Here is a 23,164-nt window from a genome sequence, read left to right as displayed (position 1 = left end):
CCGGCGCGCCTTTTACCCAGACATCAGCGCGTCACCCCCGCCTGGAGAAGGCGCGCCGGGCATGACCTTCAGCGCGCAGGCGCTTACACGGCCTCCAACGCAGCCCCCCACCGCGTCCCCCAGGAGACAGAGCCATGACCATCACGCGCCGTGCCGTCACGGTTGGCGGATTGGGCCTGCTGGCCGGTACGTCGCTGAGCCCAGCGGCCCTTGCGCATTTCGGCGAAGCCCTGATGAGTCCGATCGAGGGCCTGGAAGACTTCTGGCTCGCCACGGACGCCTATATTTTCGGATACCCGCTGGTGACCATGGAAATGACCCGCCGGGTCGTGACCAACGTCGCGGCCCCGGAAGGCAGCCGTGCGCCGATGGGCCAGCTGATCAAGCTGCGCCAGTATCCAAATGCCTCGTTCCGCGACGTCACGGCGCCCAACGCGGACACCCTCTACACGGTCGCGTTCTTCGACGTCGGCAGCGAGCCGTGGGTGCTCAGCATCCCCGACATGAAGGACCGCTATTTCCTCATGCCGCTCCTGGACGGGTGGACCACCGTGTTCCAGTCCCCGGGCAAGCGCGCGACGGGAACCGGCGCGCAGACCTACGTGATCACCGGGCCGGAATGGAAGGGCACGCTGCCGCCCGGCGTCGCGGAGTACAAGTCGCCCACCAACATGGTCTGGCTGTTGGGCCGCATGTATTGCACCGGCACGCCCGAGGACTATGCCGAGGTGCACGCCCTGCAGGACCAGGTCAAGCTGTTCCCGTTGAGCGCTTACGGGAAGCCGTACACGCCGCCACCGGGCAGGGTTGATCCGTCCATCGACATGAAGACGGCCGTGCGCAACCAGGTGAACCGGTTGGACGCCGTCGCCTACTTCACGCTTCTCGCGCAGTTGATGAAGACCAACCCGCCCGCCCCTGCGGACGCGCCCGCACTTGCACGGTTTGCCAGGATCGGCCTGGTGCCGGGCCAGGATTTCGATGCGAGCAAGCTCAACGCCGACTTCGTCGGCCGCATTCCGCCCATCGCGTACGACCGGATCATGCTTCAGTTCAAAATCAACGATGAGATGAAGCGCATCAACGGCTGGAGCTATACAACAAAGGCGGGGGCTTACGGCACCGACTACCTGATGAGGGCGCTCGTCACGGCCATCGGCCTTGGCGCCAACCTTCCTCAGGACGCCGTGTACCCGACGTCGCTCAAGGACGCCAGCGACAACGACTATGACGGGGCGAACAAATATGTCATCCGCTTTGCTCCTGGACAGACGCCCCCGGCGCAGGGGTTCTGGTCGCTCACCATGTACGACGCCGACTTCTTCTTCGTCGCCAACCCGATCAACCGCTATTCGATCAGCGAACGGCAGAACTTGAAGCGAAACGCCGACGGGTCGGTGGTTCTCTACATCCAGAAGGATTCCCCCGGGCCGGAGATGGAGTCGAACTGGCTGCCGGCTCCGTCCGGCAAATTCTGTCTGATGATGCGGATCTATTGGCCGGACGAGAACGACCCGTCGATCCTCGACGGCACCTGGACGATTCCGCCGGTCACGAGGGTGGAGAGCTGAGCGGCCCTGAACGAACGGACGGGAGGAAGGCTATGGGTAGACTGGGCATGGTGCTGACCGCCGCCGCGGCCATCGCGGCGGCCGGTTGTCAGAGCCAGAACGACGTCCTGAACGACGACGAGGCAATGGCCACGCAGACGGCGCTGCGGCGGGCGCAATTCGAAATGGGATGCCAGCAGGCGACCGGCTCGATCCTCTCGCGCAACCTGCTCCAGCCGGCCATGTGGCGCGGGTTGGAGCGCGCGGAATACACCGTCGGCGTTTCCGGCTGCGACAAGAAGGCGGTGTATGTCGTCGTCTGCCAGATCGGTTCACCGTCCTGTTTCGCCGCCGATTCCCGGGGCGGGCAGGCACTGCCGCCCTGATTGGGCACAGGCCAGATGGGCAGAGATTCGCGCGCCGTCTTGATGGCCTGTTTTCAGCGGCTTAAAGCGGATTGCGATCCGCTTTGGACTGCGACCGCAGTCCCGGCCGCACATGCGGCCGAAGCCCGGCCGGCAAATGAGGCCATGTGAATCTAAAGCGGATGGAAATCCGCTTTAGCGGTGTGGGCGGATTGCCCAAAGGGCCTCCAAGCCCTGCTTCCAAACACGGTGCTTGGTCGTGCCTTGATCGCACATGGCGGGACTGCCGCGCGGCAGCCGCCGGAGGAGCCTTCGCATGAGCCGCCCGCCACGCCGGCCTTCTGCTACGGACCGCGACATCACTCTCCATACCGGGGCTCATACTGGGACCGCTACGGCATCGCGGCCCCTCGCGGGGGCGGAGCGGGGGCGCCATGGATGACGTCGCCATGGATCAGGTGGCCGAGCGGCCGGTGACCGCGCGCGCCGTGACCCGGCGGTCGCGGCGGATCTCCGCCATCTGGCTGATCCCGCTGGCCGCGGTCCTTGTCGGCGGCTGGCTCGTCTGGCACACGCTGTCGAAGCAGGGCCCCACGATCACGATCACCTTTGCCAGCGCCGAAGGACTGCAGGCCGGCCAGTCGCAGCTTCGCTACAAGGACATCGTGTTCGGGACGGTGCAGGGCCTGACGCTGACCGCCGACCGCGCCCGCGTCCTGGTCACGATCGCGACGACCCGCGAAGCCGAACCGCTGCTGACCGATCAGACCGTGTTCTGGGTCGTCAAGCCGCGGCTGTTCGCCGGCAGCGTTTCCGGCCTGGAGACGCTGCTCTCCGGCTCCTACGTCGGCATGCGCCCACCCCAGTCCGAGGCCCCGACCGAAGGCAGGGCGCAGCGGGAGTTCGTCGGCCAGGAAGACCCGCCGGTTCTCGAAGCGAACGTTCCGGGCCGCACCTTCCAGCTGAAGGCCAAGCGGCTCGGGTCCATTTCGCTGGGCTCGCCGGTGTTCTTCCGGGATTTGGAGGTGGGCGAGGTGCTGGGCTGGGACATTGCGGAGATGGCCGAGAGCGCCACCATCCGCGTTTTCGTGCGCACGCCCTTCGACGCCTATGTCCGCGACGAGACGCGCTTCTGGAACGCGTCTGGCGTGTCGCTGAAGCTCGGCGGCGCCGGCGTCGATCTCCAACTGGAGTCCGTGCGCGCGCTTCTGCTCGGCGGGATCGCCTTCGACACCCCGGACGAGCATCGCCAGGCGGGCGTCAGCCCCGAGAACCACGTATTTCCGCTGTTCCCCGACCGCGACACCGCGAACGCCGCCTCCTACAGCCGCAAGGTTCCCGTCCTGTCCTACTTCCCGGGCTCCGTCCGCGGCCTTGGTCCGGGCTCCGAGGTGACGATGCATGGCCTTGTGGTCGGTCATGTCACCGACGTCCGCCTCGCGCCCGACCGCGCCAACGACAGAGTCGTGGCGCCGGTCCGCTATGAGATCGAGCCCGAGCGCATCCTCGGGGTGGGCGGGAAGGCCGTCTTCAGCACGACGGAGGAAGCGGCGGATGTGCTGGTGAGGCGGGGCCTGCGCGCGACGTTGCAGAGCGCGAACCTGATCACCGGGCAGCAGATGGTGGCGCTCGACTTCGTCGCCGACGCGCCGCCCGTCTCCGTCACCAAGGAGGGAACCGATTTCGTGCTGCCCACCACCGAAAGCGGCAACCTGAGCGACCTGCAGGCCTCCGCGGCGGCGCTGCTCGACAAGGTGAACGCCATTCCCTTCAAGCAGATCGGCGACAACCTGGACGGCATCCTGGGCAAGATGAACGATCTGGCCGGCGATCCCCAGCTGCGGCAGACCGTGGCGGAGCTGTCGACCGCCGTCGCGAGCGCGAACACCCTCCTCCAGCACCTGGACAGCGGCGTGGCGCCCACCTTGAAGGAGTTGTCGGGCACCTCGACGGCGTTGCAGAAGGCGCTCGGCAACGCCAACCGGTTGATCCTGTCGCTCGACAACAGCTATGGCGACAACACGCGCTTCAACCGCGACCTCGATCGCCTGCTGGCGCAGCTCAACGAAGCGGCGCGCTCCATCCGCACGCTCGCGGACATGCTCGCGCGCCACCCGGAAGCCCTGATCAAAGGCCGTCCCGCCGGAGGTGTGGAGTGATCCGCCCGTTGCGATCATACCGGCCGGCCGCGGCCGGCTTCGCGGTCCTTCTCGCCGCCTGCTCGTCCCCGACGCCCAACCTGTACACCATCGCGCCTGTATCTGGCGCGCCCGTATCTGGCGCGCCCGTATCTGGAGCGCCGGCAGCGAACACGTCCGTTTCGGGCGCGTCGGCATCGAACGCCGCCGGGCCCAAGGTCGTCCTGCTGCGTCAGGTGGGGATCGCCCGCTACCTGGAGCGGCCGCAGATCGTCCGCTCGTCCGAGAACTACCGGCTGGAGGTGATGGAGAACGACTGGTGGGGTGAGCCGCTGGGCGAGATGCTGGGCCGCGTGCTGGCGGATGAGCTGCGGCAGCGCCTGTCCCGGTCGGTGGTCGTCAGCGAGGCCGGCACCGTCTCCGCCAACCCCGACGCGACCGTCGAGGTGGACGTCCAGCGCCTCGACGAGGACGCGTCCGGCACCCTCGTCCTCCAGGCCCAGGCGAGCGTGACCGGCCGGAAGCGGGCGGAGCCCAGCCTGCGCAGCTTCCGGATCGCGGTTCCGCCGCCGAAGCCGGGCGTTGCCGGCCAGGTCGCGGCCACCAGCACGGCGGTCGGGCAGCTGGCCGACGGCCTCGCGTCGATGCTGGGCGCGGGACACGGTTCGGGGCCTGCCGCGGCACCCGTCACCGGAATCGCGGGGCGACCATGAGGAACCAGCCCCACCCCGCGGAGCGGCTGCGCGAGTGTCCGGGCTGCGGGCTGTTCCAGACGGTTCCCGCCTTGGCGCCGGGCATGACCGCCCAGTGCCCGCGCTGCTCCACCAGCCTGGAGCGCGCCACGCGCCACCCGATCGGTCACAGCGTCGCGCTGAACCTCACCGCGTTGGTCCTGCTGGTCATCATGTGCAGCACGACGCTGATGACGGTGCAGAAGGCGGGCATTTCGCTCAGCGCGCGCCTCTTCTCCGGGCCGGCCGAACTGGTGCGCCGGGACATGGCGGAACTCGCGGTGGCGGTGCTGTTCGTCACCGTGGTGGCGCCGCTGTTCAAGCTGCTCGGCACGCTCTACGTGCTGCTGCGGCTGCGCGAGGCTGCCCCGCCGCGCCATCTCTGCCGCGTCTTCGCCCTGGTCGAGCGGCTCGGCCCCTGGTCGATGATCGAGGTCTTCGTCTTCGGGGTGTTCGTCGCCTACGTAAAGCTCGGCGACCTCGTGAAGATCACGCTCGACGTCGGGGTGTACGCGCTGCTCGCCCTGACTGTGGTTCTCATCTGGGCCGACAGCGCCTTGGACCGCGAGGCGGTCTGGGACCGGCTGGACCGGCGCGGCGACGCCCGGGGGCGTTGCGCGCCGCCGGACCGCCAGGCCGTGGAGATCGCGGCCGTGGAGATCGCAGGTTGCGAGGTCTGCGGGCTGGTCAGCGGCGTGGATGGTCCCATGGAGGCCGGCGCGCGGCACCGCTGCCCCCGATGCGGCTCCGCCCTGCACCCGCGCAAGCCGGACAGCGTGGCCCGCACCTGGGCCCTGGTGATCGCGGCGGCGGCGCTCTACATCCCGGCCAACTACTTCCCGGTCCTGACCGTGATGCAGCTGGGCGCCGGTGCGCCCAGCACGATCCTGGGCGGCGTGGAGGAGCTGGTCGCGTCCCGCATGTATCCGCTGGCGGCGCTCGTCTTCTTCGCCAGCGTCGCCGTCCCGATGCTGAAGCTCGTCGGGCTGTCCGTCATGCTGGTCTCGACGCAGACCGGCCGGACCGGCTGGCTGCGCGACCGGACGCGGCTCTACCACGTCGTGCGCTGGATCGGCCGCTGGTCGATGATCGACATCTTCATGGAGGCCTTGCTCGGGGCCCTGGTGAAGTTCGGCTCGGTGGTCACGATCGAGCCCGGCATCGGCGCGGTCGCCTTCTGCGGCGTGGTGATCCTGACCATGTTCGCGGCGGAGACCTTCGACCCCCGGCTGATGTGGGATGCGGCCGGCCGGCACGCCGCCGCGCCAGCCGCGGCCTGAGGAGCGGCGCCTACGCCGGCGGGGCGAACCGTATCCCCTTGGATTCCGCCAGGCGCAGGACGTCCAGGAGGATCCGCTCCCGCGTGGCCAGTTCGCTCGCCGCGGCGGAGGCTTTGATGAAGGCGTTCAGCGTGACCGTCAGGCCTTGCGGTCCCACGTCGTACAGGGTCGCCTGAACGCTGTCCGGGGAGACGTCCGGGTGGCGGCGCAGCACCTGCCCGATGGTCTGGACGAAATCTTCGACCAGCGCCGCCGGCGTGTCGCAGGCGAGCTTCAGCGTTGCGCTGATCTGGCAGTAGTCGCGCACCGCCATGTTGTCGATGGTGCTGTTCACCACCAGGCTGCTGGGGATGGTCGCGAGGGAATTGTATGAGGTGCGGATGCGCGTGCTGCGGAAGCCGACGCTTTCCACCTGCCCTTCCAGGCCGCCGACCTTGATCGCGTTCCCGATGGTGAAGGGCTTCTCGACCATGATGATGATGGAGCCGATCAGGTTGGCGAGCGTCTGCTGCGCGCCCAGGGCGACGGCAAAGCCGCTGATGCCCAGGCCCGCGACCACCGAATAGGCGGGCAGCCCGATCTGGTCGGCGCCCGCGACGAGGATGGCGATCGCGACGACGAGCGTCAGCAGCCGCAGGACCATGCGGATGAGCTGGCTGTCGATGCTGCCCGCGCGCAGCCGGTCCACGAAGATCAGGCTTTCGGCCAGGGCACCTCCGGCAACCCACGTGGCCCAGGTCAGCGCCCCGTAATAGAGGGCCCACATCGACAGCGTCAGCACTTGGTAGACGTCGCCGGACACCCGCAGCACGTCGGCCAGGATCGACGCGCCAAGGGGCGCCACGATGGCGAGGCCGAGGGGCGGCAGCACGTCCGCCCAGCGTGCCGCGGACGGCCTTCGCCTGGCCCAGGAGCGGCTGAGGCGGACACACAGCCGCACGACGGCGAGGCCGACCGCCAGCAGTGCCACGATGCCGACCCAGCGCCACGCCGGCTGGTCGAGCAACCGCACCTGGGCCCATCCGGGCACGTCCAGGATCCAGCGCGGCGGCACGACGCGATGGAGGACAAGCGCGACGCCGCTCGGCCTGTAGGCGGAAAACTCGTACCAACCCGGTGTCGCCCCGCTCTTGGGGGGCAAGTGCGCGACCTTGGCGTGGAACTCCGGCAGGCGCGCGACCGTATCCGGGTCGAACAGATAGTCCCCGGACCGTGGTCCCGTCTCGACCCGGGTGATGCGGATCTCGGTTCCGGGCAGCGTCCAGCGCTTGAACTCGCCCTTGGCCATGGCTTCCGCGTCCGGAACGGACGGCAAGGACGGCACGTCGATGCGATCGAGCACCTCCTTGAGCTGGATGACGAGCCGGCGCGCCGACTCCCGCTCCGTGGCCGGCGGCAGGGCGCTCACGTCGAGGGTCCGCTCGGCCGCCTCCAGATAATGGATGGCCCCGCGGATGGCGGAAACCTCGTCCGGTGACAAGAAAAGCGCCGACGAGGCCAGATAGCTCGTCAGGCGCTCGTACGCGGATTCCGACGCCTTGTTCGTGAAGTCGAGGAAGCCCTGAAGCGTGCTTCGCGGGCTGGAGGTGTCGATCGGTTCGAGCGGATTGACGTCGCGGGCCGTGGCGGGCGCCGCCCACGGCAGCCACAATCCCCCAAGGACGAGCAGAACCGCCGCGCAAGCCTTCAGGAGCAAGGCCTTGGCGAAAAGGACTTCGGGAAAGAAGGGACGGCGACACCCATGGAGCATCCCGTTCGCCCTTACCGCTTGCCGAAGAGCATGCGACGCAAGACACCGTCCCCCAGCGCCCGGCCGATCTGCCGCACGCCGAAGTACGGCAGCAGGATCAGCCACAGAAGGAAGCAGGTCGCGGCGATCTCCTGCCATTTTCCATCGGCGATGTCGGAGACCGATTGCGCCACCGTTCGCCCGCGCATCGCACCGACGAGGAGCTCCTCCCCGTACGTCAAAGCGGCCAGCACCACCAGGAAGATGGCCGATTGAAAGAGGACCGCCAGAATCAGCGGCCTGTCCCGGTACCGCTCGCCAAGGTGGAACGCCTGCCCGATGAGCATGAACTTGCCGAGGATCAACGCCTTGGCAAGGCCGACACCGTAATAGGGGACGACGACGCCATGGTCCTCCAGCACCGAAGCCTTGTAGAGCAGGATGGCCCCGAAGCAGACACAGAGGTACGCGGCGACGATCGCATACTCCTCCAGCTCATGGGCCAGTCTCTGCCGTCCGAAGCGTGGCTGTCGATGGTCTGCGTCCATGCTTTGGCGCCTCACGTTCAACCGTTCGCCCCCCTGTTCGACGACTCGTTCGACCACTCGTTCGACCACTCGTTCGACCACTCGTTCGGCGGGGCGTTCAACGGTTCGCTTGGGCGCGCTGAAGGCTTGACAGCAGGTCCTGCGCCGCCTGTTGCACGGCCGCGCGCGCCGTGTCCATGGTCGACAGCGTCGCTTGCATGTTGAACGTCGCCGGGTGGTAGCGACGCACCGCGGCGCCGAGCAGCTTCGACGTCTTGGAGTCGTAGAATTCGGCCGACAGGACCGCGGCACCGGTGAACGTGCCGCTGCCACCTTCCGCGCCTTGGACCACGTTGGCGACCGCACCGACCGGCAGAAGGCGTGACACAGTCGCCGCCCCGGGGGTGGTCGGTTCGACACGGACGACCTTGATGACGATGCGCGCGGTGTTCGGCCCAGGGCTGGACGCAAGCAGGTTGGCACCGCCGAGGGCACGGCGTGCCTCGCTGGTCATCAGCTGCGCAAGTTCGTAAACTTGTGCATCGCTCAAGCCGGCAAAGTCCGCGTCGGGGCCACGGTAGATTTGAACCGGATTAACGATGAAGCGGGTGTACTTTCCAAAGTCGACGTTCGGAGCGCGGTAGACCCAGGCGCCCGGCTGGTTGGGGTCCTCACGCAACCTGGCGGATTCCGGCAGATTGGTCGGCTTATCGACGGATTGGGACGACGTGCACCCCGCCAGCGTGCCGAGGGATAAAACGCCGGTCAGAATGGCCAAGCCGCGGAGCAGCGAACCCATGGCGGTGTCCTTCGAATGCATGGCGGTTTTCTCCGGTCGGATTCTGGTCGGTGGATCCACAGGCCATTCAGCCGAATCCGGGCGCCGGTCGTGAAGTAGCAAGCGCGTGTGTTCGCCCGAGTTACGGTAACGCCGCGCAGCATCCCAGCGAACGCGCGTCGAACGGGGCACGCCCGGGCGGATCGGTGAAGGCTGTTGCGCGCACGAAGGACACCCAGCCGATCGGTGCGACGCCGCACCTTTCTTCCCTTGGCTTTAACTCTGGTTAAGGCGCGCCCCATGGACGGCGCCGAAACTGCCCTCCGCACCCAAGAAAAACGGGACCAAGGGAGGAAGGCCATCATGGACATCACGTCGATCCTCGTGCCCTGCGGCAAGGACCTGCGCTCCAGCGCCGGCCTGGAAACGGCCATCGCGGTGGCCCACCTGACGGGAGGGCGCATCACCGGCCTCCACTGCCCGACCGAGGCCGCCCTGCCCTGGTACGTCGGGGCACCGGTGGCCATCCCCCCGGCGCCGGACATGTCATCGGCCGAGGCGGAGCAGAGCTTCATCGCCCGTTGCAGCGCGGCCTGCCTGAGCTGCGACTGGGTCGTTGACCAGGGCTCCCTTCCCGAGCGGCTGGCCTTCTACAGCCGCTACGCCGACCTGATCGTGGCGGGGCGTGGCGGCGGGGACGGAGGCGGGCTCTCCCCGCGCGCGCTCGGCCAATTGGTGCTCAGCGCCAGCGCGCCGCTGCTGGTCGTCCCGCCGGGGCCGGAGGGGCCGTTCCAGCCGCGGCGCGTGCTCGTCGCCTGGAACGAGCGCCGCGAGGCCGGCCGCGCCTTGCACGGCGCGCTGCCGTTCCTGCGCCGGGCCAAGGAGACCATCCTGCTCACCGTGCACCCGCCGGGGTTCGACGACGCACCCGACCGCCGCGCCCTGGCCTATCTGGAGGCGCACCACATCCGCGCGGACGCGCGGATCAACTTCGCGACGGCGTTCGAAGCCCCCGGCGCGATCCTCGCCCAGGCCCGCGTGCTGGAGGTGGATCTCCTCGTCATGGGGGCCTACGGCCACGCCCGTGTGTTCGAACAAGCGCTGGGGGGCGCCACGCAGCAGGTGCTGGAGACCGCCGAGCTGCCGGTCCTGATGGTGCATTGAGCCGTGGCGGCCCCCTGCACCAGCGCCCGGTCGGCGGGAATGCGGGATGGGAACAGCCGGCCAGGGAGAACGGAGCGATGTGGCGCATCCTTGTTCTGGCGATAACCGCGGCGTGCCTTGCTCCGGACCTGGCCCTCGGCAGGGACCGGGTGGTCGGCTGGAGCCTGGAGAGCGACGGTGCCGGCCGCTGCCTGATCTTTTCGGAATACCGGGTTGACGGGCATCCGGAGGTTGAGGCGGCCATCGCGATGTCGGTGACGGTCGACTTCAGCATGGTCCGACTGCACGTCCTCCGCACGGACTTCGACCTGACCGTCGGGGGCGTCTACAACGTTGCCGTCAGCGTCGACGAGCGCTGGACCGGACGGGGCGGCGTCGAGGTCGCCGCGCCGGACATGTTCAACCTTGCGCTGCCGCTCACGCGCGACGTGCTCAATGCGCTCATGCATGGATCGACCTTGTCCGTCCACGGGCGGCGCAGCACGGTGTCCATTCTGTTGACGGGAACGCGCACGGCCATTCCGGCCCTGCTCGACTGCGCAACGGGCAAGCCGCGACGGCATCGGGGCATCAACCCCTTCAACGGGGACACGCCAGCGGAGGACATGATGTGACGGCACCGGCGCGGCTCCGGCCGCTTATCGCAGGTTAAGGCCGTCCGTCGATTGGGCGTCACACTGGCCACTACACTGGCCCGGTTGCGGTCGATTGGGATGGGAGCAGCGCCATGGACGGTTCGACCACGCCGGCGGTCCGCGGGGACCTGCCCTGGGATGCGTCCTATCCGGCGGGGCTGGACTGGCGCACGCCTGTGCCCGAACGGCCACTGCACAGCCTGGTCGACGAGGCGTGCGCCGCCTTTCCCCACCACCCCTGCCTCGACTTCTACGGGAGGCGGACGACCTACCGGCAGGTCGCCCGGCTGATCGACCGGGCGGCGCGCGGACTCCAGGACCGTGGTGTGGGCAAGGGCTGCAAGGTCGCGCTTCTGCTGCCGAACTGCCCCTATTCGGTGATCGCGTTCCACGCGATCCTCAAGGCCGGGGGCACCGTGGTCAACCTCAACCCGCTCGCCCCGGCGGCCGAGTTGGCGCACCAGATCGACGATTCCGAGACCGAACTGCTGGTGACGCTCGACCTCGTTCCGTTCCGGGACAAGCTCGCCCAGATCGGGTGGCCGGGCCGCCTGCGGGCGGTCGTAGTGGCGCGCATGGCCGACGCCCTGCCCTTCCCGAAAAATTGGCTCTATCCGCTGCTCAAGCGCCGGGACGTGGCGCGCTTCCCCGAGGACGAGCGCCATGTGCCCTTCCGCCGGCTGCTCGCCAACCGCGGCGATCCCCGGCCCGTCGCGGTGGAGCCGCGCGCCGACGCCGCGGTGCTGCAATACACCGGGGGGACGACCGGCGTTCCCAAGGGCACCGTCCTGACCCACGCCGGCCTCTACGCCAACACGATGCAGTGCCGCCGGTGGTTCACCGGGGCCGACCCGGGCCGCGAGCGGGTGCTGGCGGTGCTGCCCTTCTTCCACGTGTTCGGCATGACCGGCGTGATGAACTTCGCCCTCGCGCTGGGCGCGGAGCTGATCCTGCTGCCGCGGGTGGACGTGCGCGAGATCCTGGACACCGTCCAGCGCAAGCGCCCGACCATCTTCAGCGGCGTGCCGCGCCTGTTCCAGGCCATCGTCGGCTTTCCCCGGCTGAGCCGGTACGACCTGTCGTCGCTGCGCCTGTGCGTGTCGGGGGGCGACAGCCTGCCGCCGCTGCTGCTGGAGCGCTTCCAGAAGCTCACCGGGGCCTATCTGGCCGAAGGCTACGGCCTGACCGAAGCCTCGCCGGTGGTGACCTGCAACCCGTTCGACGGGCTGAACAAGCCGGGCTCGGCGGGGCCGCCCCTGCCGGGGACCATGGTGGAGATCGTCTCGCTGGACGACCGGTGCACGCCGCAGCCGCAGGGCCGCGTCGGAGAGATCTGCGTGAGCGGGCCGCAGGTCATGGCCGGCTACTGGAAGGACGCGGCGGCGACCGCCGAGGCGATGGCCGGCGGGCATCTTCACACCGGCGACATCGGCTTTCTCGACGAGGACGGCTACCTGCACATCGTGGACCGGCTGAAGGACCTGATCGTTGCCGGTGGGCAGCACGTCTATCCGCGCGCCGTCGAGGCCGTCATCAAGCGGCACCCCCTGATCGCCGACGCCGCCGTGGTCGGCGAGCCCGACCCGGTGCGCGGGCAGACGATCCGGGCCTTCGTCGTCCCGCAGCCCGGATCCACGCTGTCGGAGGCGGAACTGCGCGCCTTCCTCGCCGACCGCCTGTCGCGCTTCGAGCAGCCGCAGCGGATCGAGTTCCGCACGGCGTTGCCGACCTCGACGATCGGCAAAATCCTGAAACGCGACCTCATCCCCGAGCGGCCCCCCGAGAAGCCGGGGAGCGATGACCGGGAGATCAGTCGGCCAGCAACTCGCTGACGGACCCGCCGCGGTGAATGCGGACGATGGCCTCCGCGAGCAGCGGGGCCGTGCCCAGGACGGTCACGTGGTGGGCCACCAGCCTCTCCGGCAGGCGGAACGGCGGCAGCGTGTCGGTGACGACGACCCGGTCGAAGAGCGGCGACGCAACGACCGCCGGGGCGCCACCGACGAACACCCCGTGCGTCGCGGCGACATGGATGGGACCGCAGCCCGCCATGCGGCTGGCCGACGCCGCTCGCATCATGGTGGTGCCCGTGCTGATCAGGTCATCGACGATCACCACCATCCGGTCGCGGACGTCGCCGACCAGCGTCTCGCCGCGGACGACACCGCCGCTGCGCGTCTTTTCCATGAAGGCCAGACCGACAGCGCGACCCAAGGCGTGCTCCAGGGATTCGCGAAGCCGTTCGGCGCGCTTCACGCCGCCCACATCCGGGGAGACGATGCTCACCGCACGCTCGCCGATCAGCGGCGCCAGATGCGCCACGAACAGTTTGCGCGCCTCCAGGTGCTCCGTCCGGCATCGAAAGGCGTTCTCGAAGGCCGCCTGGTTGTGGACATCGACCGTGACGACCCGGTCCACGCCGACCGCCTCCATCAGGCTGGCCAGATAGCGCAGCGTCACCGGATCGCGCGGCTTGGTCCGCCGGTCCTTGCGCGCGTAGGCCAGATAGGGGGCGACGACGGTCACGCGCGCCGCGGAGGCGTCCTTCACCGCGCCGGCGAAGAACAGCAGCCGGCACAGCTTGTCGTGCACGCTGCGCTCGGCATCGCCCTGCAGGGACTGCACCACGTAGACGTCCTTGTTGCGCACGCCCACCAGCGGGCGGACCTTGAGTTCGCCGTCCTCGAAGCTCCGCTCCTCATGGGGGCTCAGCGGCACCTCCAGATGCTCGGCGATCCGTGCCCCCTGCCCCCAGGCCGGATCCAGATCGAACAGCACGAGGCCATCCTTTTCCATGGGCATCCCCTCCGACCTGGAGCGGCTTATGACCGGGCGGTGGAGCGGTCGGCGATCTGCTTCAGGCTGCCGTCCGCCCGGCGGGCGAACACTTCCACATGATGACCGAGATCGCACACGCGGTCCGCATCGCGAACCGCCGCCTTCAGGGCATCGCGCCGGGACGGGAAGGCCCCGGCGCAGTCGCCACCCTGCATGCGCACAGTCCATGCCTCCCGCTGCCGCTCCACGATGTATCTCAGGTGCAAACACGAATCCATGACACCATCCATCCGTTCAGCCCATCCGTTCAGCCCATCCGTTCAGCCGTGACTCTGTTTCGCCTCGCATCGACCGTCCGGTCCGCCTCCCGGTTCAGTCGCGCCGCCAGTCGACGCGGGCGTAATAGGCACCCTCGTCGTAGTGAAGGTCGAGGTCGCCCCCATAGGCGCGGTGCAGGGCCTCGCCGATGCGGCGGGGCAGATGAATGTCCGTGGTCGTGACGGTCATGCCGCCCTCCTCTTTACCGCCTCCCTCTTTGTCGTCATGCCCTTTGATGTCCATGATCCGGTGCAGGGGGTGTTCAGCCTTCTCAAGGCTCTCCTGGTGGCGGACGGCCGCCAGGATCTCGTCGCGGTGCGGGGCGACGAAGCCGCCGGACAGCGTCAGGGTGCCGGCGGGGTAGCCGTCGTTGGTGCGGTGGCAGGCTTGACACAGCTCCTCAACGGCATCGACGGCAGGCAGCCCCCAGCTCCACCGCCCGTGGTGGTAGACGGCGCCGCACTGCGGGCAGACCGTCGGATCGGACAGCTTGGCCGCCCGCTTGTACGGGTCGTGGACATGCTCCTGGATCAGCCGGTCGCGGCGCGGCGGCTGCGGACGTTGGCTTTGGGGACGCTGATCGTGGGAACGCGGTTCGTGGATGTGCTCGCCCATGGGAAACCTACCGATGAAAGAAGGGAAGTGCCGGCAGCGGCCGGCACTCAATGGTTCCGTGCGTCTCGGGCTCCGTGCGTCTCGGTGTGCCGTTTCCTTTGTCGACCCGATACCGCGTGGGCACGTTAACCTGGATCAAGCAGGCTCCAGGCGGAAGCCAAGCGAAGAGGAGGTAGCGCCACTCCTGTTGCCGGGGGTTCTCTCGACCTGCGTGACGGGTACCGCCCGGAAGCGCGCGCAAACACGCCATGCGGGTCAGAAATGGTCGCGCACGGCGGTCCGGATGCGGCGGATGTCGTCGTCGATCCGCTCGGGCGTGGTGTGCGGCCCCAGATCGTCGAAATGCAGGTGCTCGACCACCCGGATGCCGCACAGTCCCATGATCGCGACGTCCTGTGTGACCGTGAAGGCCTGCATTTCCCCAACCGATTCCAGATAGGCCAGTGGAGCGCCGGAACTGGTGACGATCAGCCCTTTGCGCCCGTGCAGCTTGCCTTCGAGTTCCTCGCCGCGCATTTCCCAGGCGAAGCCGTGGGTAAAGACCCGGTCCACATAGCCCTTGAGCATGGCGGGCATCCCGGCCCACCAGATCGGAAACAGGAAGGTGATCGCCTGGGAAGCGGTGATAAGATCCTGTTCGATCCGGATGTCCTCGGGCAGCGGTCCCTTCCCGGCCAGCTCCTCCTCCGAGAGGACCGGGTTGAAGCCCATGGTGTAGAGGTCGCGCACCTCGACCTCGTGCCCGCATTGCTCCAGTTCGTCCACATAGGCCCCGGCCGCCTGCCGGATGAAGCTGCCGGAGCGCGGGTGCGCGAAAACGACGATGTGCTTCATGATGCTTCTCCCGTCTCAGGGTCGCCCATTTCAGGGTCGCGCGGGGCGCGGCCGAGCCGCCGCTCCAGCTCCACGACGGCGCTCAGCGTCCGCAACACGCTGTCGGGGGTGAGGCTGATCGAGGTGATGCCGAGTTGCACGAGGAACTCGGCGACTTCCGGATAGTCCGAGGGCGCCTGCCCGCAGATGCCGCAGGGCCGGCCGTTGCGCCGGGCGCCCTCCACCGCCTGGCGCAGGAAGGCCAGCACGCCCGGATCGCGCTCGTCGAAGTCGAAGGCGACCAGCGGGCTGTCGCGGTCCACGCCGAGCGTGAGCTGCGTCAGGTCGTTGGATCCGATGGAGAAGCCGTCGAAGCGCTGGGCGAAGTCATCCACCAGCAGGACGTTGTTGGGGATCTCGCACATCACGTAGATTTCCAGCCCGTCGCGCCCGCGTTCCAGCCCGTGGCGGGCCATGGCGGCGATCACCCGGTCGGCCTCCTCCAGGCGGCGGCAGAAGGGCACCATGACCTTCACGTTGGTCAGCCCCATCGCGCCGCGCACGCGGCCCAGCGCCCGGCATTCGAGCGCGAACCCCTCCTCGTAGGCGGGATGGGCGTAGCGCGACGCGCCCCGGAAGCCGAGCATGGGATTCTCCTCGACCGGCTCGAACCAGCGCCCGCCGATCAGGGAGGCGTATTCGTTGGTCTTGAAGTCCGACAGCCGGACGATGACCGGGCGCGGGAAAAAGGCCGCCGCGATGGTGCCGATCCCCTCGGACAGGCGCTCCACGAAATAGGCGCTGCCGTCCGGGTGGTTGCGGGTCAGGCGGGCGATGCGGGCGCGCACCTCGGCGTCCTCGACCCGCTCCGGGTGGACGAGCGCCATCGGGTGGACCTTGATGGCCTCGTTGACGATGAACTCCATGCGCGCAAGGCCCACGCCGTCCACCGGCAGCTGGCCGGTCTGGAAGGCTTGGTCGGGGTTGCCGAGGTTCACCATGATGCGCGTCTGCGGGCGCGGCAGCTGGCCGAGGTCCAGGCGCTCCACGCGGAACGGCACGGCGCCGTCATAGACCTTGCCGGTGTCGCCCTCCGCGCAGGAGACCGTCACTGATTGGCCATCGCGCAGGGCCTCCGTCGCGCGCTCGGCCCCGACCACGGCGGGGATGCCCAGCTCGCGGGCGACGATGGCGGCGTGGCAGGTGCGGCCGCCCCGGTTGGTGACGATGGCGGCGGCCGTCTTCATCACCGGTTCCCAGTCGGGCGTCGTGGTGTCGGCCACCAGCACCTCGCCCGGACGGAAGGCGGACAGGTCGTGAGCGTCGGTCACCACGCGCACCGCCCCGGTGGCCATGCGTCCCCCGACGGCGCGGCCGGAGACGAGCACCGCTCCTTTTCCTTCCGGCCCGGCTCCTTCAATGACGAAGCTCTCCAACTCCAGCGCCGCGCGCCGGGAGGCGACCGTTTCCGGCCTTGCCTGGACGATGTAAAGACCGCCGTCCAGCCCGTCCTTGGCCCATTCGATGTCCATGGGCCGGCCGTAATGGTCCTCGATCCGAATGGCCTGTTCGGCAAGCCGCAGCACCTCCGCGTCGGTCAGGCAGAAACGCTCCCGGTCGGCGTCGGGGGTGGAGACGGTGCGCGTCGGCTCGCGCGTGCGGCCCGGGCGGTAGACCATCTTGACCTGCTTCTCGCCCAGGCGTCGCCGCAGCACCGTGCGGTGGCCCTGCCGGAAGGTCGGCTTGTGCACGTAGAACTCGTCGGGATCGACCGCCCCCTGGACGACCGTTTCCCCCAGCCCATAGGCGCCGGTGATGAACACGGCGTCGCGGAATCCCGATTCCGTGTCGAGCGTGAACATCACCCCGGCCGAGGCGCGGTCGGAGCGCACCATCTTCTGCACCCCGACCGACAGCGCGACCTTGAAGTGGTCGAAGCCCTGGTCGATCCGGTAGGAAATGGCCCGGTCGGTGAACAGCGAGGCGTGGCAGCGGCGCACCGCGTCGAGCAGCATCGCCTCTCCCGCCACGTTCAGGTAGGTCTCGTGCTGCCCGGCGAAGCTGGCGTTCGGCAGGTCCTCCGCGGTGGCGGAGCTGCGCACCGCCACGGTCAGCCCCTCCCCATACTCGGCCAGCAGGGCACGGAAGGCCGTGCGCAATTGCGCTTCCATGGCCGGCGTCAGGCCGGCGGCGTAGACGATGTCGCGGGCGCCGGCGCCGGCGCGGGCAAGGCGCTCCACATCGTTCTTGTCCAACCCGTCCAGCAGCGCGTGCAGACCATCCCAGGCGTTGGCAGCGGTCAGCGCGTCGCGGAAGGCGGCCGCGGTCAGGGCGAAGCCGTCCGGCACCTCGACCCCCAGCGGCTTCAAGTGCCGATACAGCTCCCCAAGCGATGCGTTCTTGCCGCCCACCAGGGCCACGTCGTCGCGGCCGAGGTCGGAAAACCAGCGGATGTATGCGGTGTCCGGCATGGCCGGCCTCCTGATTGTCCATCGACACAGCTCATCGACGACACAGCATGGCCGGACGGCGGGACGCCGACCTTAACCCAGGTTAGGCCGGCAGACCGAGCAGCCCGATCCCCGGGAGCCGGAGCGCTGGGCCGATCCGCTCGGCGCCACCCCCCCCCCCAAGTCGGATTTCCAGGTCGGATTTCCAGGTCGGATTTCCCCTTCCGCGTCTCAGCGGGGGTTTTCCCACCCGCCGGACGGCGCGTCCGTCTCCGGCGGCGCTGGAGCCTGAGGAGCGGGCTGCGGCACACGGGGGAAGGGCGCCGGGACCGCCCTCGGGGCGAGGCGGGGCGGCTCCGAGAGGATGACGTAGGGCGCGGACTCCACGATCACGCGCGACGGCCTCCGGAAGCACTTCCACTTGTCCTTGTACTCCCCATGCTTCTTCCATTTGCGCTCGATCACGCAGGTGCCGTCCCGGAACGCCTCCTCCCCTTCATCCTCGTCCGCGTGGTGATGGCCATGATGCCCATGGCCTTTTCCGTGCTTCCACGGGTCCGCGGCTGCCGGCTGCGTCCAGGCCACCATCAGCGCGCTCACGATCATCGCACACCGCCGCATCGTCCCCATCCCCCTTGACCTTCAACGGCCCGCCCACAGGCCCTTGCGTTGCGCCCGCGCCTTGGTTTCCGCGCCGCGGAGATCCGGCCGGGCGTCCGGCGTGGCCCGGCCCCCGCCGTTGAAGAGCACCGCCTCCGACAGGTCCCAGCCATCGACCTCGCACCGGAAGCGCTCCGGTCCGGTCGGCTCGCAGGCGACCTCACGGCCGCCGATGTAGAGGGCCATTTCCCGCGCGAAGCGGCCGCCTTCGCCCTGAACGCCGTCGAGCCGTACGATCCGCCCTCCGATCCGCAGCGTGCCGGTGTCGATGACCATCGGCGTGCCGACCACCGGCTCGGGCCGTTCGACCGCCGGTGTGGGCAGGCGGATGACCGGCGGCGCTGGCATCGGCTGGGGCGTCGGCTGGGGCGCCGGAAGGGGTATCGGCTGCGGGGCCGGTTCCGGCGTCGGCTGGGGCTCCGTTGCGGCGGCTTCGGCCACCCGCGGACCCTGCTTGGCCGCCCGGACGAAATCCGCCCAGATGCGGGCAGGCAGGCTGCCGCCGGTGATGCCGTTCATCGGCGTGTTGTCGTCGTTGCCGACCCACACGCCGACCACGAGGTCCCGCGTGAAGCCGACGAACCAGGCGTCGCGGCTTTCCTGGGTGGTGCCCGTCTTGCCGAAGACCGGGGCATCGAGGGCCGCCGCCTTTCCGGTGCCCGCGCGCACCACCGACCCGAGCAGGTCGAGCATGTCCTCCCGCGGCCACGCGGACGGGGCCGGACGGAGTGGTTCCCGGGCAACAAAGGCGGCGCCGGGCCCGACGATGCGGCGCACCCCGTAGGGCTGGACGCGGGCCACCCCGGCGTCCACGGCGGCGTAAGCGGCGGTGATCTCCAGCAGCGTGACCTCGGAGGTGCCCAGCGCCAGGCTCGGGTCCGGCGCCAACGGCGACTCGATGCCCATGGAGCGGGCGAGCGCGATGACCTTGTCGCGCCCGACCTGCTCGGCCAGCCGCACCGCCACCGAGTTCAAGGACTCGGCGAAGGCGGCGCGCAGCGTCGTCCGCCCGCGGTAGCGGTCGCCGAAGTTGCCGGGCTCCCAATCGCCGATCCTGACCGGCGCGTCGGTGACCGGGCTGTCCGGGGTCATGCCGGCCTGGAGCGCGGCCAGATAGACGAAGAGCTTGAACAGCGAACCGGGCTGGCGGTGCGCCTGGACGGCGCGGTTGAATTGGCTGCCGGCGTAATCCCGGCCGCCGACCATCGCCAGCACGGCGCCGTCCGGCGTCATCGCGACCAGCGCGGCTTCGGACGCACCTTTTGCCTCGGGCGAACCGAGCCAGTGGGCGACGACACGCTCGGCTTCGGCCTGGAGAGCGGGGTTGAGCGTCGTCTCGACGGTGAAGTCGCCGATCACGCCGCCGAGCAGGCGCTGCGTTTCGGCGTCCACCCAGTCGGCGAAATGGCCGTTGCCCGGCGTGTCGCGCGGCGGGACGGCCAGGCGGGCGGGCTCGGCACGCGCCTTGGCGGCCTCCGCCTCGGTGATGGCGCCGGTCTCCACCATGGCGGCCAGCACCGTCTCGGCGCGGGCGCGGGCCGCCTCCAGCGAGCGCGTCGGGGCCAGCCGCGACGGCGCGTGGATCAGGCCGACCAGCATCGCGGACTCGGCCAGCGTCAGGTCGGCGGGGGCCTTGCCGAAGTACCGCCGGGCCGCCGCGTCCACGCCGTAGGCGCCGGCTCCCAGGTAGACCGTGTCGAGGTAGCGTTCGAGGATCTGGTCCTTGGTGAGACGGCGCTCAAGCCAGACGGTGAGCAGCGCTTCCTGGATCTTGCGGCCGAAGGTGCGCTCGGGCGTCAGGAAGCTGTTCTTGACCAGCTGCTGCGTGATCGTGCTGCCGCCCTGGCGGACACCGCCGGCGAACAGGTTGGTGACCGCCGCGCGCAGGATGCCGCGCAGGTCGAGCCCGCCATGCTCGTAGAAGCGGCGGTCCTCGGTGGCCAGCAGGGCATCGACCAGGTGCTTCGGAAGCTCCTTCCGGTCGACGTGCCCGCCGCGGGCGGCGCCGCGGCTCGCGAACACCTCGCCGCTCGCCGCCTTCAGGACCGTCGCCCCACGGCTCGGGTTGTCGTAGGCGGCGGGCAACGGGAGCGACGCGATCTGGTAGGCAGCGACCGTCAGCCCGGCGGCGGAAATCGCCAACACGCCGACGGCCGCATAGGGAAGCAGCCGTCGCACCCGCGCCCGGGGCACGCGGTCCAACGCCGCCCGGAGCCGAACCGGCAGCATGATGTTCATGATGCGCCCACGGCACACAGGACAAGGGGCGGTCCCGAAGGACCGGCTGTTGGACACACGCAGCACATCGAACGCTCCGGCGGGCAATTCCTTGGGCTTAGCCATAGACCAGAAAGGCCTCCGCCGGCACGTCGTGCCGCAACTTGTTACAGGGGCGGTTTATTGCATAAATCTTATGGACGTGGAGGAAACGGAGGAGACGCGGACGGGGCGCGCCTCCGCCTTCCCGCGACAAGATGTCCCAGCGGTGGCTGATTGACGGCCTTTGCTCACCCGGAGCGATAATGCGCCTACGCGCATAAGCGGGGCTACGCATGCAGACCGAAGCGGTGACCTCCCTGATGTCCGTTCTCTCCGATCCGACCCGGCTCGGCGCCGTGCGCCTGCTGTGGGATGGCCGGGAGCACTGCGTCTGCGAGCTGATGGACCGTCTCGCGGCCACGCAGTCCCGGATGTCCCGCCACATGGCGGCCCTCAAGAGTGCCGGCCTTGTCGTCGATCGCCGCGACGCCCAATGGGTCCGTTACCGCCGCAATCCCGCGCTGGCCCCTCAGATCGCTGCCATCATCGACGCGGTGATCGCCGCGATGGCTGAGGAGCGAAAGGAGGCGGCATGACCATCGAGACCTCCGTGGCCCCGAAAGCGGGGCCGCAACGGCTGAGCCCCTGGCCCTGGATTGCCGGAACGACAGCCTTCGTCCTGCTCTGGTTCGCCCTGTACGGCCAACTCGTTCCCGTTTCGAACCGGGTTGTGGCGCTGCTGCCGCTTGAGCGCGGCAGCCAGCTGGAGGAGGCCATCCGGTTCTTCGTCTACGACACGCCCAAGGTGCTGATGCTGCTCACCCTGGTCGTGTTCGCCATGGGCATCGTGCGGAGCTTCTTCTCGCCCGAGCGGACGCGTGCGGTGCTGGCCGGGCGGCGCGAGGGAGTGGGGAACGTGGCGGCCGCCGGTCTCGGCATCGTCACGCCGTTCTGCTCCTGCTCCGCCGTGCCGCTGTTCATCGGCTTCGTCTCGGCGGGCGTGCCGCTCGGGGTGACCTTTTCGTTCCTGATCGCCGCGCCGATGGTCAACGAGGTGGCGCTCGGCCTGCTGTTCGCGCTGCTCGGCTGGAAGGTGGCGCTGACCTATCTCGCCTTCGGGCTCGCCGTCGCCATCGTCGCGGGCTGGGCCATCGGCCGTCTGCACCTGGAGGGCTGGCTGGAGGAGTGGGTGCGCAACCTCCGCTCGGGCGTCGCCGACCTGCCGGTCGAGGAGGTCACGGTCGTGGACCGCATCAAGGCCGGGATCGAGGCGGTCAAGGACGTCGTCGGCCGGGTCTGGGTGTGGATCATCGCGGGCATCGCGGCCGGGGCCTTCATCCACGGTTACGTGCCAGCCGACCTCCTCGCCACCATCATGGGCCGGGACGCCTGGTGGTCGGTCCCGGCCGCGGTGCTGCTGGGCATCCCGATGTACTCGAACGCCGCCGGGATCATCCCGGTCGTCGAGGCGCTGATCGGCAAGGGCGCCGCGCTCGGCACCGTGCTCGCCTTTATGATGTCGGTCATCGCGCTGTCGCTGCCGGAAATGATCATCCTGCGCAAGGTGCTGACGCTGCGGCTGATCGCCGTGTTCGTCGGTGTCGTCGGGCTCGGCATCCTCGCCGTTGGCTTCCTGTTCAACGCGCTGTTCGTCTGAGAAGGAGCAAAGCCATGAAGGACGTGAAAATTCTCGGTCCTGGATGCAAGCGCTGCCAAGCGACCGAACAGCTGGTGCGGACCGAAGCCGAGCGGTTGGGCGTTTCCGTCCATGTGGAGAAGGTGACCGACTACGCGGCGATCGCCGGGTACGGCATCGCCTCCACGCCCGGTGTCGTCGTCGACGGCAAGGTCGTGCATGCCGGTGGCCTGCCCAAGGCGGACGACATCGCCAAGTGGCTGACGGCGTGATCAGCGTCCGCATTGCGCTGGCGCTCAAAAACATGCGCGCGGGGGAATCCTCGATGCAGCCTGCCGAGCGCCCACCGCCCCGGCTTCAGCTCTGGTGAATTATCCGGGTTGGTGCGTTGGCCACGAGGGAAGGGGTCAGCGCGTTGAGGTTCTGCTGATTGGAGGCTGCATTCTGCATGGTCAGCGAGAACGCCTGCCCAGCGGCCTGGTGAAAAGTACCCCGCCGAAACAACGGAACGGGCGCAGGGGAAAGCGTGCTGGTTCAGACCACCGTCAAACTTTGCAACGGCACCATCAACACGCCAGCGTTACAAACGCACGCGCTTGACCGCCGTCAAGGAGTGGCCGAGCAAATCAGTCAAGTTTCCCCGTGGATGGCGGCACGGCGACCGGAGGGCCGGCTCTCCCGCCCGACCGCTCGCCCCGATCGATAGCCAGGACCGGCCCGCTGGGCCCTGATCCAGTT

22 protein-coding genes are annotated in these 23,164 nt (G+C 69.1%); 11 read left to right on the top strand and 11 right to left on the bottom strand.

The window, feature by feature from the left end; translation table 11 throughout:
- Nucleotides 1-134: 134 nt before the first annotated feature.
- The 5 genes from J2851_RS32720 (at nt 135) to J2851_RS32700 (ending at nt 6,064) form a co-directional block, all read left to right on the top strand.
- The gene (locus tag J2851_RS32720) at nt 135-1,571 is read left to right on the top strand and encodes a DUF1254 domain-containing protein (RefSeq protein ID WP_209772367.1); all 1,437 of its coding nucleotides are present in this window, start codon (nt 135-137) and stop codon (nt 1,569-1,571) included.
- A 32-nt stretch (nt 1,572-1,603) separates the two neighbouring features.
- Nucleotides 1,604-1,936 carry a hypothetical protein gene (locus J2851_RS32715; RefSeq protein ID WP_209772365.1) on the top strand — a complete coding sequence of 111 codons (333 nt, stop codon included), beginning with the start codon at nt 1,604-1,606 and terminating at the stop codon, nt 1,934-1,936.
- A gap of 413 nt (nt 1,937-2,349) precedes the next feature.
- Nucleotides 2,350-4,074, top strand: a complete 1,725-nt coding sequence (locus J2851_RS32710) for a PqiB family protein (protein ID WP_209772363.1) — start codon at nt 2,350-2,352, stop codon at nt 4,072-4,074.
- Nucleotides 4,071-4,766 carry a PqiC family protein gene (locus tag J2851_RS32705; protein ID WP_209772360.1) on the top strand — a complete coding sequence of 232 codons (696 nt, stop codon included), beginning with the start codon at nt 4,071-4,073 and terminating at the stop codon, nt 4,764-4,766. The genes J2851_RS32710 and J2851_RS32705 overlap by 4 nt, the downstream gene beginning before the upstream one ends.
- A complete protein-coding gene (locus J2851_RS32700; protein ID WP_209772358.1) occupies nt 4,763-6,064 on the top strand; it encodes a paraquat-inducible protein A in 1,302 nt (433 codons plus the stop codon). The genes J2851_RS32705 and J2851_RS32700 overlap by 4 nt, the downstream gene beginning before the upstream one ends.
- A 10-nt stretch (nt 6,065-6,074) precedes the next feature.
- On the opposite strand, the gene J2851_RS32695 is transcribed toward J2851_RS32700, so the two are convergent.
- From J2851_RS32695 to J2851_RS32685, 3 genes are all read right to left on the bottom strand, one after another.
- Nucleotides 6,075-7,760, bottom strand: coding sequence for a mechanosensitive ion channel family protein (locus tag J2851_RS32695; protein ID WP_209772356.1), 1,686 nt, complete (start codon nt 7,758-7,760; stop codon nt 6,075-6,077).
- 65 nt (nt 7,761-7,825) lie between these two features.
- Nucleotides 7,826-8,341 (bottom strand): hypothetical protein, encoded by a 516-nt coding sequence (locus J2851_RS32690; RefSeq protein ID WP_209772353.1) that lies wholly within the window; start codon nt 8,339-8,341, stop codon nt 7,826-7,828.
- 97 nt (nt 8,342-8,438) lie between these two features.
- Nucleotides 8,439-9,140: a DUF3313 domain-containing protein gene (locus J2851_RS32685; RefSeq protein ID WP_209772351.1), complete on the bottom strand. Its 702-nt coding sequence runs from the start codon at nt 9,138-9,140 to the stop codon at nt 8,439-8,441.
- 321 nt (nt 9,141-9,461) lie between these two features.
- Here J2851_RS32685 and J2851_RS32680 point away from each other — a divergent pair, with 321 nt between their 5' ends.
- The 3 genes from J2851_RS32680 (at nt 9,462) to J2851_RS32670 (ending at nt 12,729) form a co-directional block, all read left to right on the top strand.
- A complete protein-coding gene (locus J2851_RS32680) occupies nt 9,462-10,262 on the top strand; it encodes a universal stress protein (protein ID WP_209772349.1) in 801 nt (266 codons plus the stop codon).
- Nucleotides 10,263-10,339: 77 nt separating this feature from the next.
- Nucleotides 10,340-10,876 (top strand): hypothetical protein, encoded by a 537-nt coding sequence (locus J2851_RS32675; RefSeq protein WP_209772347.1) that lies wholly within the window; start codon nt 10,340-10,342, stop codon nt 10,874-10,876.
- Nucleotides 10,877-10,989: 113 nt separating this feature from the next.
- Nucleotides 10,990-12,729: a long-chain-fatty-acid--CoA ligase gene (locus tag J2851_RS32670; protein ID WP_209772345.1), complete on the top strand. Its 1,740-nt coding sequence runs from the start codon at nt 10,990-10,992 to the stop codon at nt 12,727-12,729.
- Here J2851_RS32670 and J2851_RS32665 read toward each other — a convergent pair.
- The 7 genes from J2851_RS32665 to J2851_RS32635 form a co-directional block, all read right to left on the bottom strand.
- Nucleotides 12,707-13,693 carry a ribose-phosphate diphosphokinase gene (locus J2851_RS32665; protein WP_209772343.1) on the bottom strand — a complete coding sequence of 329 codons (987 nt, stop codon included), beginning with the start codon at nt 13,691-13,693 and terminating at the stop codon, nt 12,707-12,709. The two genes, J2851_RS32670 and J2851_RS32665, sit on opposite strands and share 23 nt — an antisense overlap.
- 26 nt (nt 13,694-13,719) lie before the next feature.
- Nucleotides 13,720-13,953, bottom strand: a complete 234-nt coding sequence (locus J2851_RS32660) for a DUF2188 domain-containing protein (RefSeq protein WP_209772341.1) — start codon at nt 13,951-13,953, stop codon at nt 13,720-13,722.
- A 94-nt stretch (nt 13,954-14,047) separates the two neighbouring features.
- Nucleotides 14,048-14,608: a BCAM0308 family protein gene (locus tag J2851_RS32655; protein ID WP_209772326.1), complete on the bottom strand. Its 561-nt coding sequence runs from the start codon at nt 14,606-14,608 to the stop codon at nt 14,048-14,050.
- A 255-nt stretch (nt 14,609-14,863) separates the two neighbouring features.
- Nucleotides 14,864-15,442, bottom strand: a complete 579-nt coding sequence (locus tag J2851_RS32650) for an NAD(P)H-dependent oxidoreductase (protein ID WP_209772323.1) — start codon at nt 15,440-15,442, stop codon at nt 14,864-14,866.
- Nucleotides 15,439-17,892, bottom strand: coding sequence for a phosphoenolpyruvate synthase (gene ppsA, locus J2851_RS32645; RefSeq protein WP_209772320.1), 2,454 nt, complete (start codon nt 17,890-17,892; stop codon nt 15,439-15,441). The genes J2851_RS32650 and ppsA overlap by 4 nt, the downstream gene beginning before the upstream one ends.
- A 210-nt stretch (nt 17,893-18,102) precedes the next feature.
- Nucleotides 18,103-18,477 carry a hypothetical protein gene (locus J2851_RS32640; RefSeq protein WP_209772317.1) on the bottom strand — a complete coding sequence of 125 codons (375 nt, stop codon included), beginning with the start codon at nt 18,475-18,477 and terminating at the stop codon, nt 18,103-18,105.
- A 36-nt stretch (nt 18,478-18,513) separates the two neighbouring features.
- A complete protein-coding gene (locus J2851_RS32635) occupies nt 18,514-20,769 on the bottom strand; it encodes a PBP1A family penicillin-binding protein (RefSeq protein WP_209772314.1) in 2,256 nt (751 codons plus the stop codon).
- A gap of 314 nt (nt 20,770-21,083) precedes the next feature.
- Between J2851_RS32635 and J2851_RS32630 the strand changes: the two genes are divergently transcribed.
- From J2851_RS32630 to J2851_RS32620, 3 genes are read left to right on the top strand one after another with little or no spacing between them, the layout of a single operon-like run.
- Entirely contained in the window at nt 21,084-21,386 is a 303-nt protein-coding gene (locus J2851_RS32630; RefSeq protein ID WP_209772312.1) for an ArsR/SmtB family transcription factor, read from the top strand.
- On the top strand, nt 21,383-22,447 hold the full coding sequence (locus J2851_RS32625; protein WP_209772310.1) for a permease: 1,065 nt from the start codon (nt 21,383-21,385) through the stop codon (nt 22,445-22,447). Before J2851_RS32630 ends, J2851_RS32625 begins: the two co-directional genes overlap by 4 nt.
- 14 nt (nt 22,448-22,461) lie before the next feature.
- Complete coding sequence (locus J2851_RS32620) at nt 22,462-22,698, top strand: thioredoxin family protein (protein WP_209772307.1); 237 nt, start codon at nt 22,462-22,464, stop codon at nt 22,696-22,698.
- Between the two features lie 85 nt (nt 22,699-22,783).
- Here the strand turns inward: J2851_RS32620 and J2851_RS36780 are convergent, their stop codons facing one another.
- The gene (locus J2851_RS36780) at nt 22,784-22,930 is read right to left on the bottom strand and encodes a RebB family R body protein (protein ID WP_209772304.1); all 147 of its coding nucleotides are present in this window, start codon (nt 22,928-22,930) and stop codon (nt 22,784-22,786) included.
- Between the last annotated feature and the right edge of the window lie 234 nt (nt 22,931-23,164).

The organism is Azospirillum rugosum (assembly GCF_017876155.1).
Taxonomy (GTDB): Bacteria; Pseudomonadota; Alphaproteobacteria; order Azospirillales; family Azospirillaceae; genus Azospirillum; species Azospirillum rugosum.
Note: the sequence above shows the minus strand (reverse complement) of the source record. Positions and strands in the feature narration are given on the sequence as shown.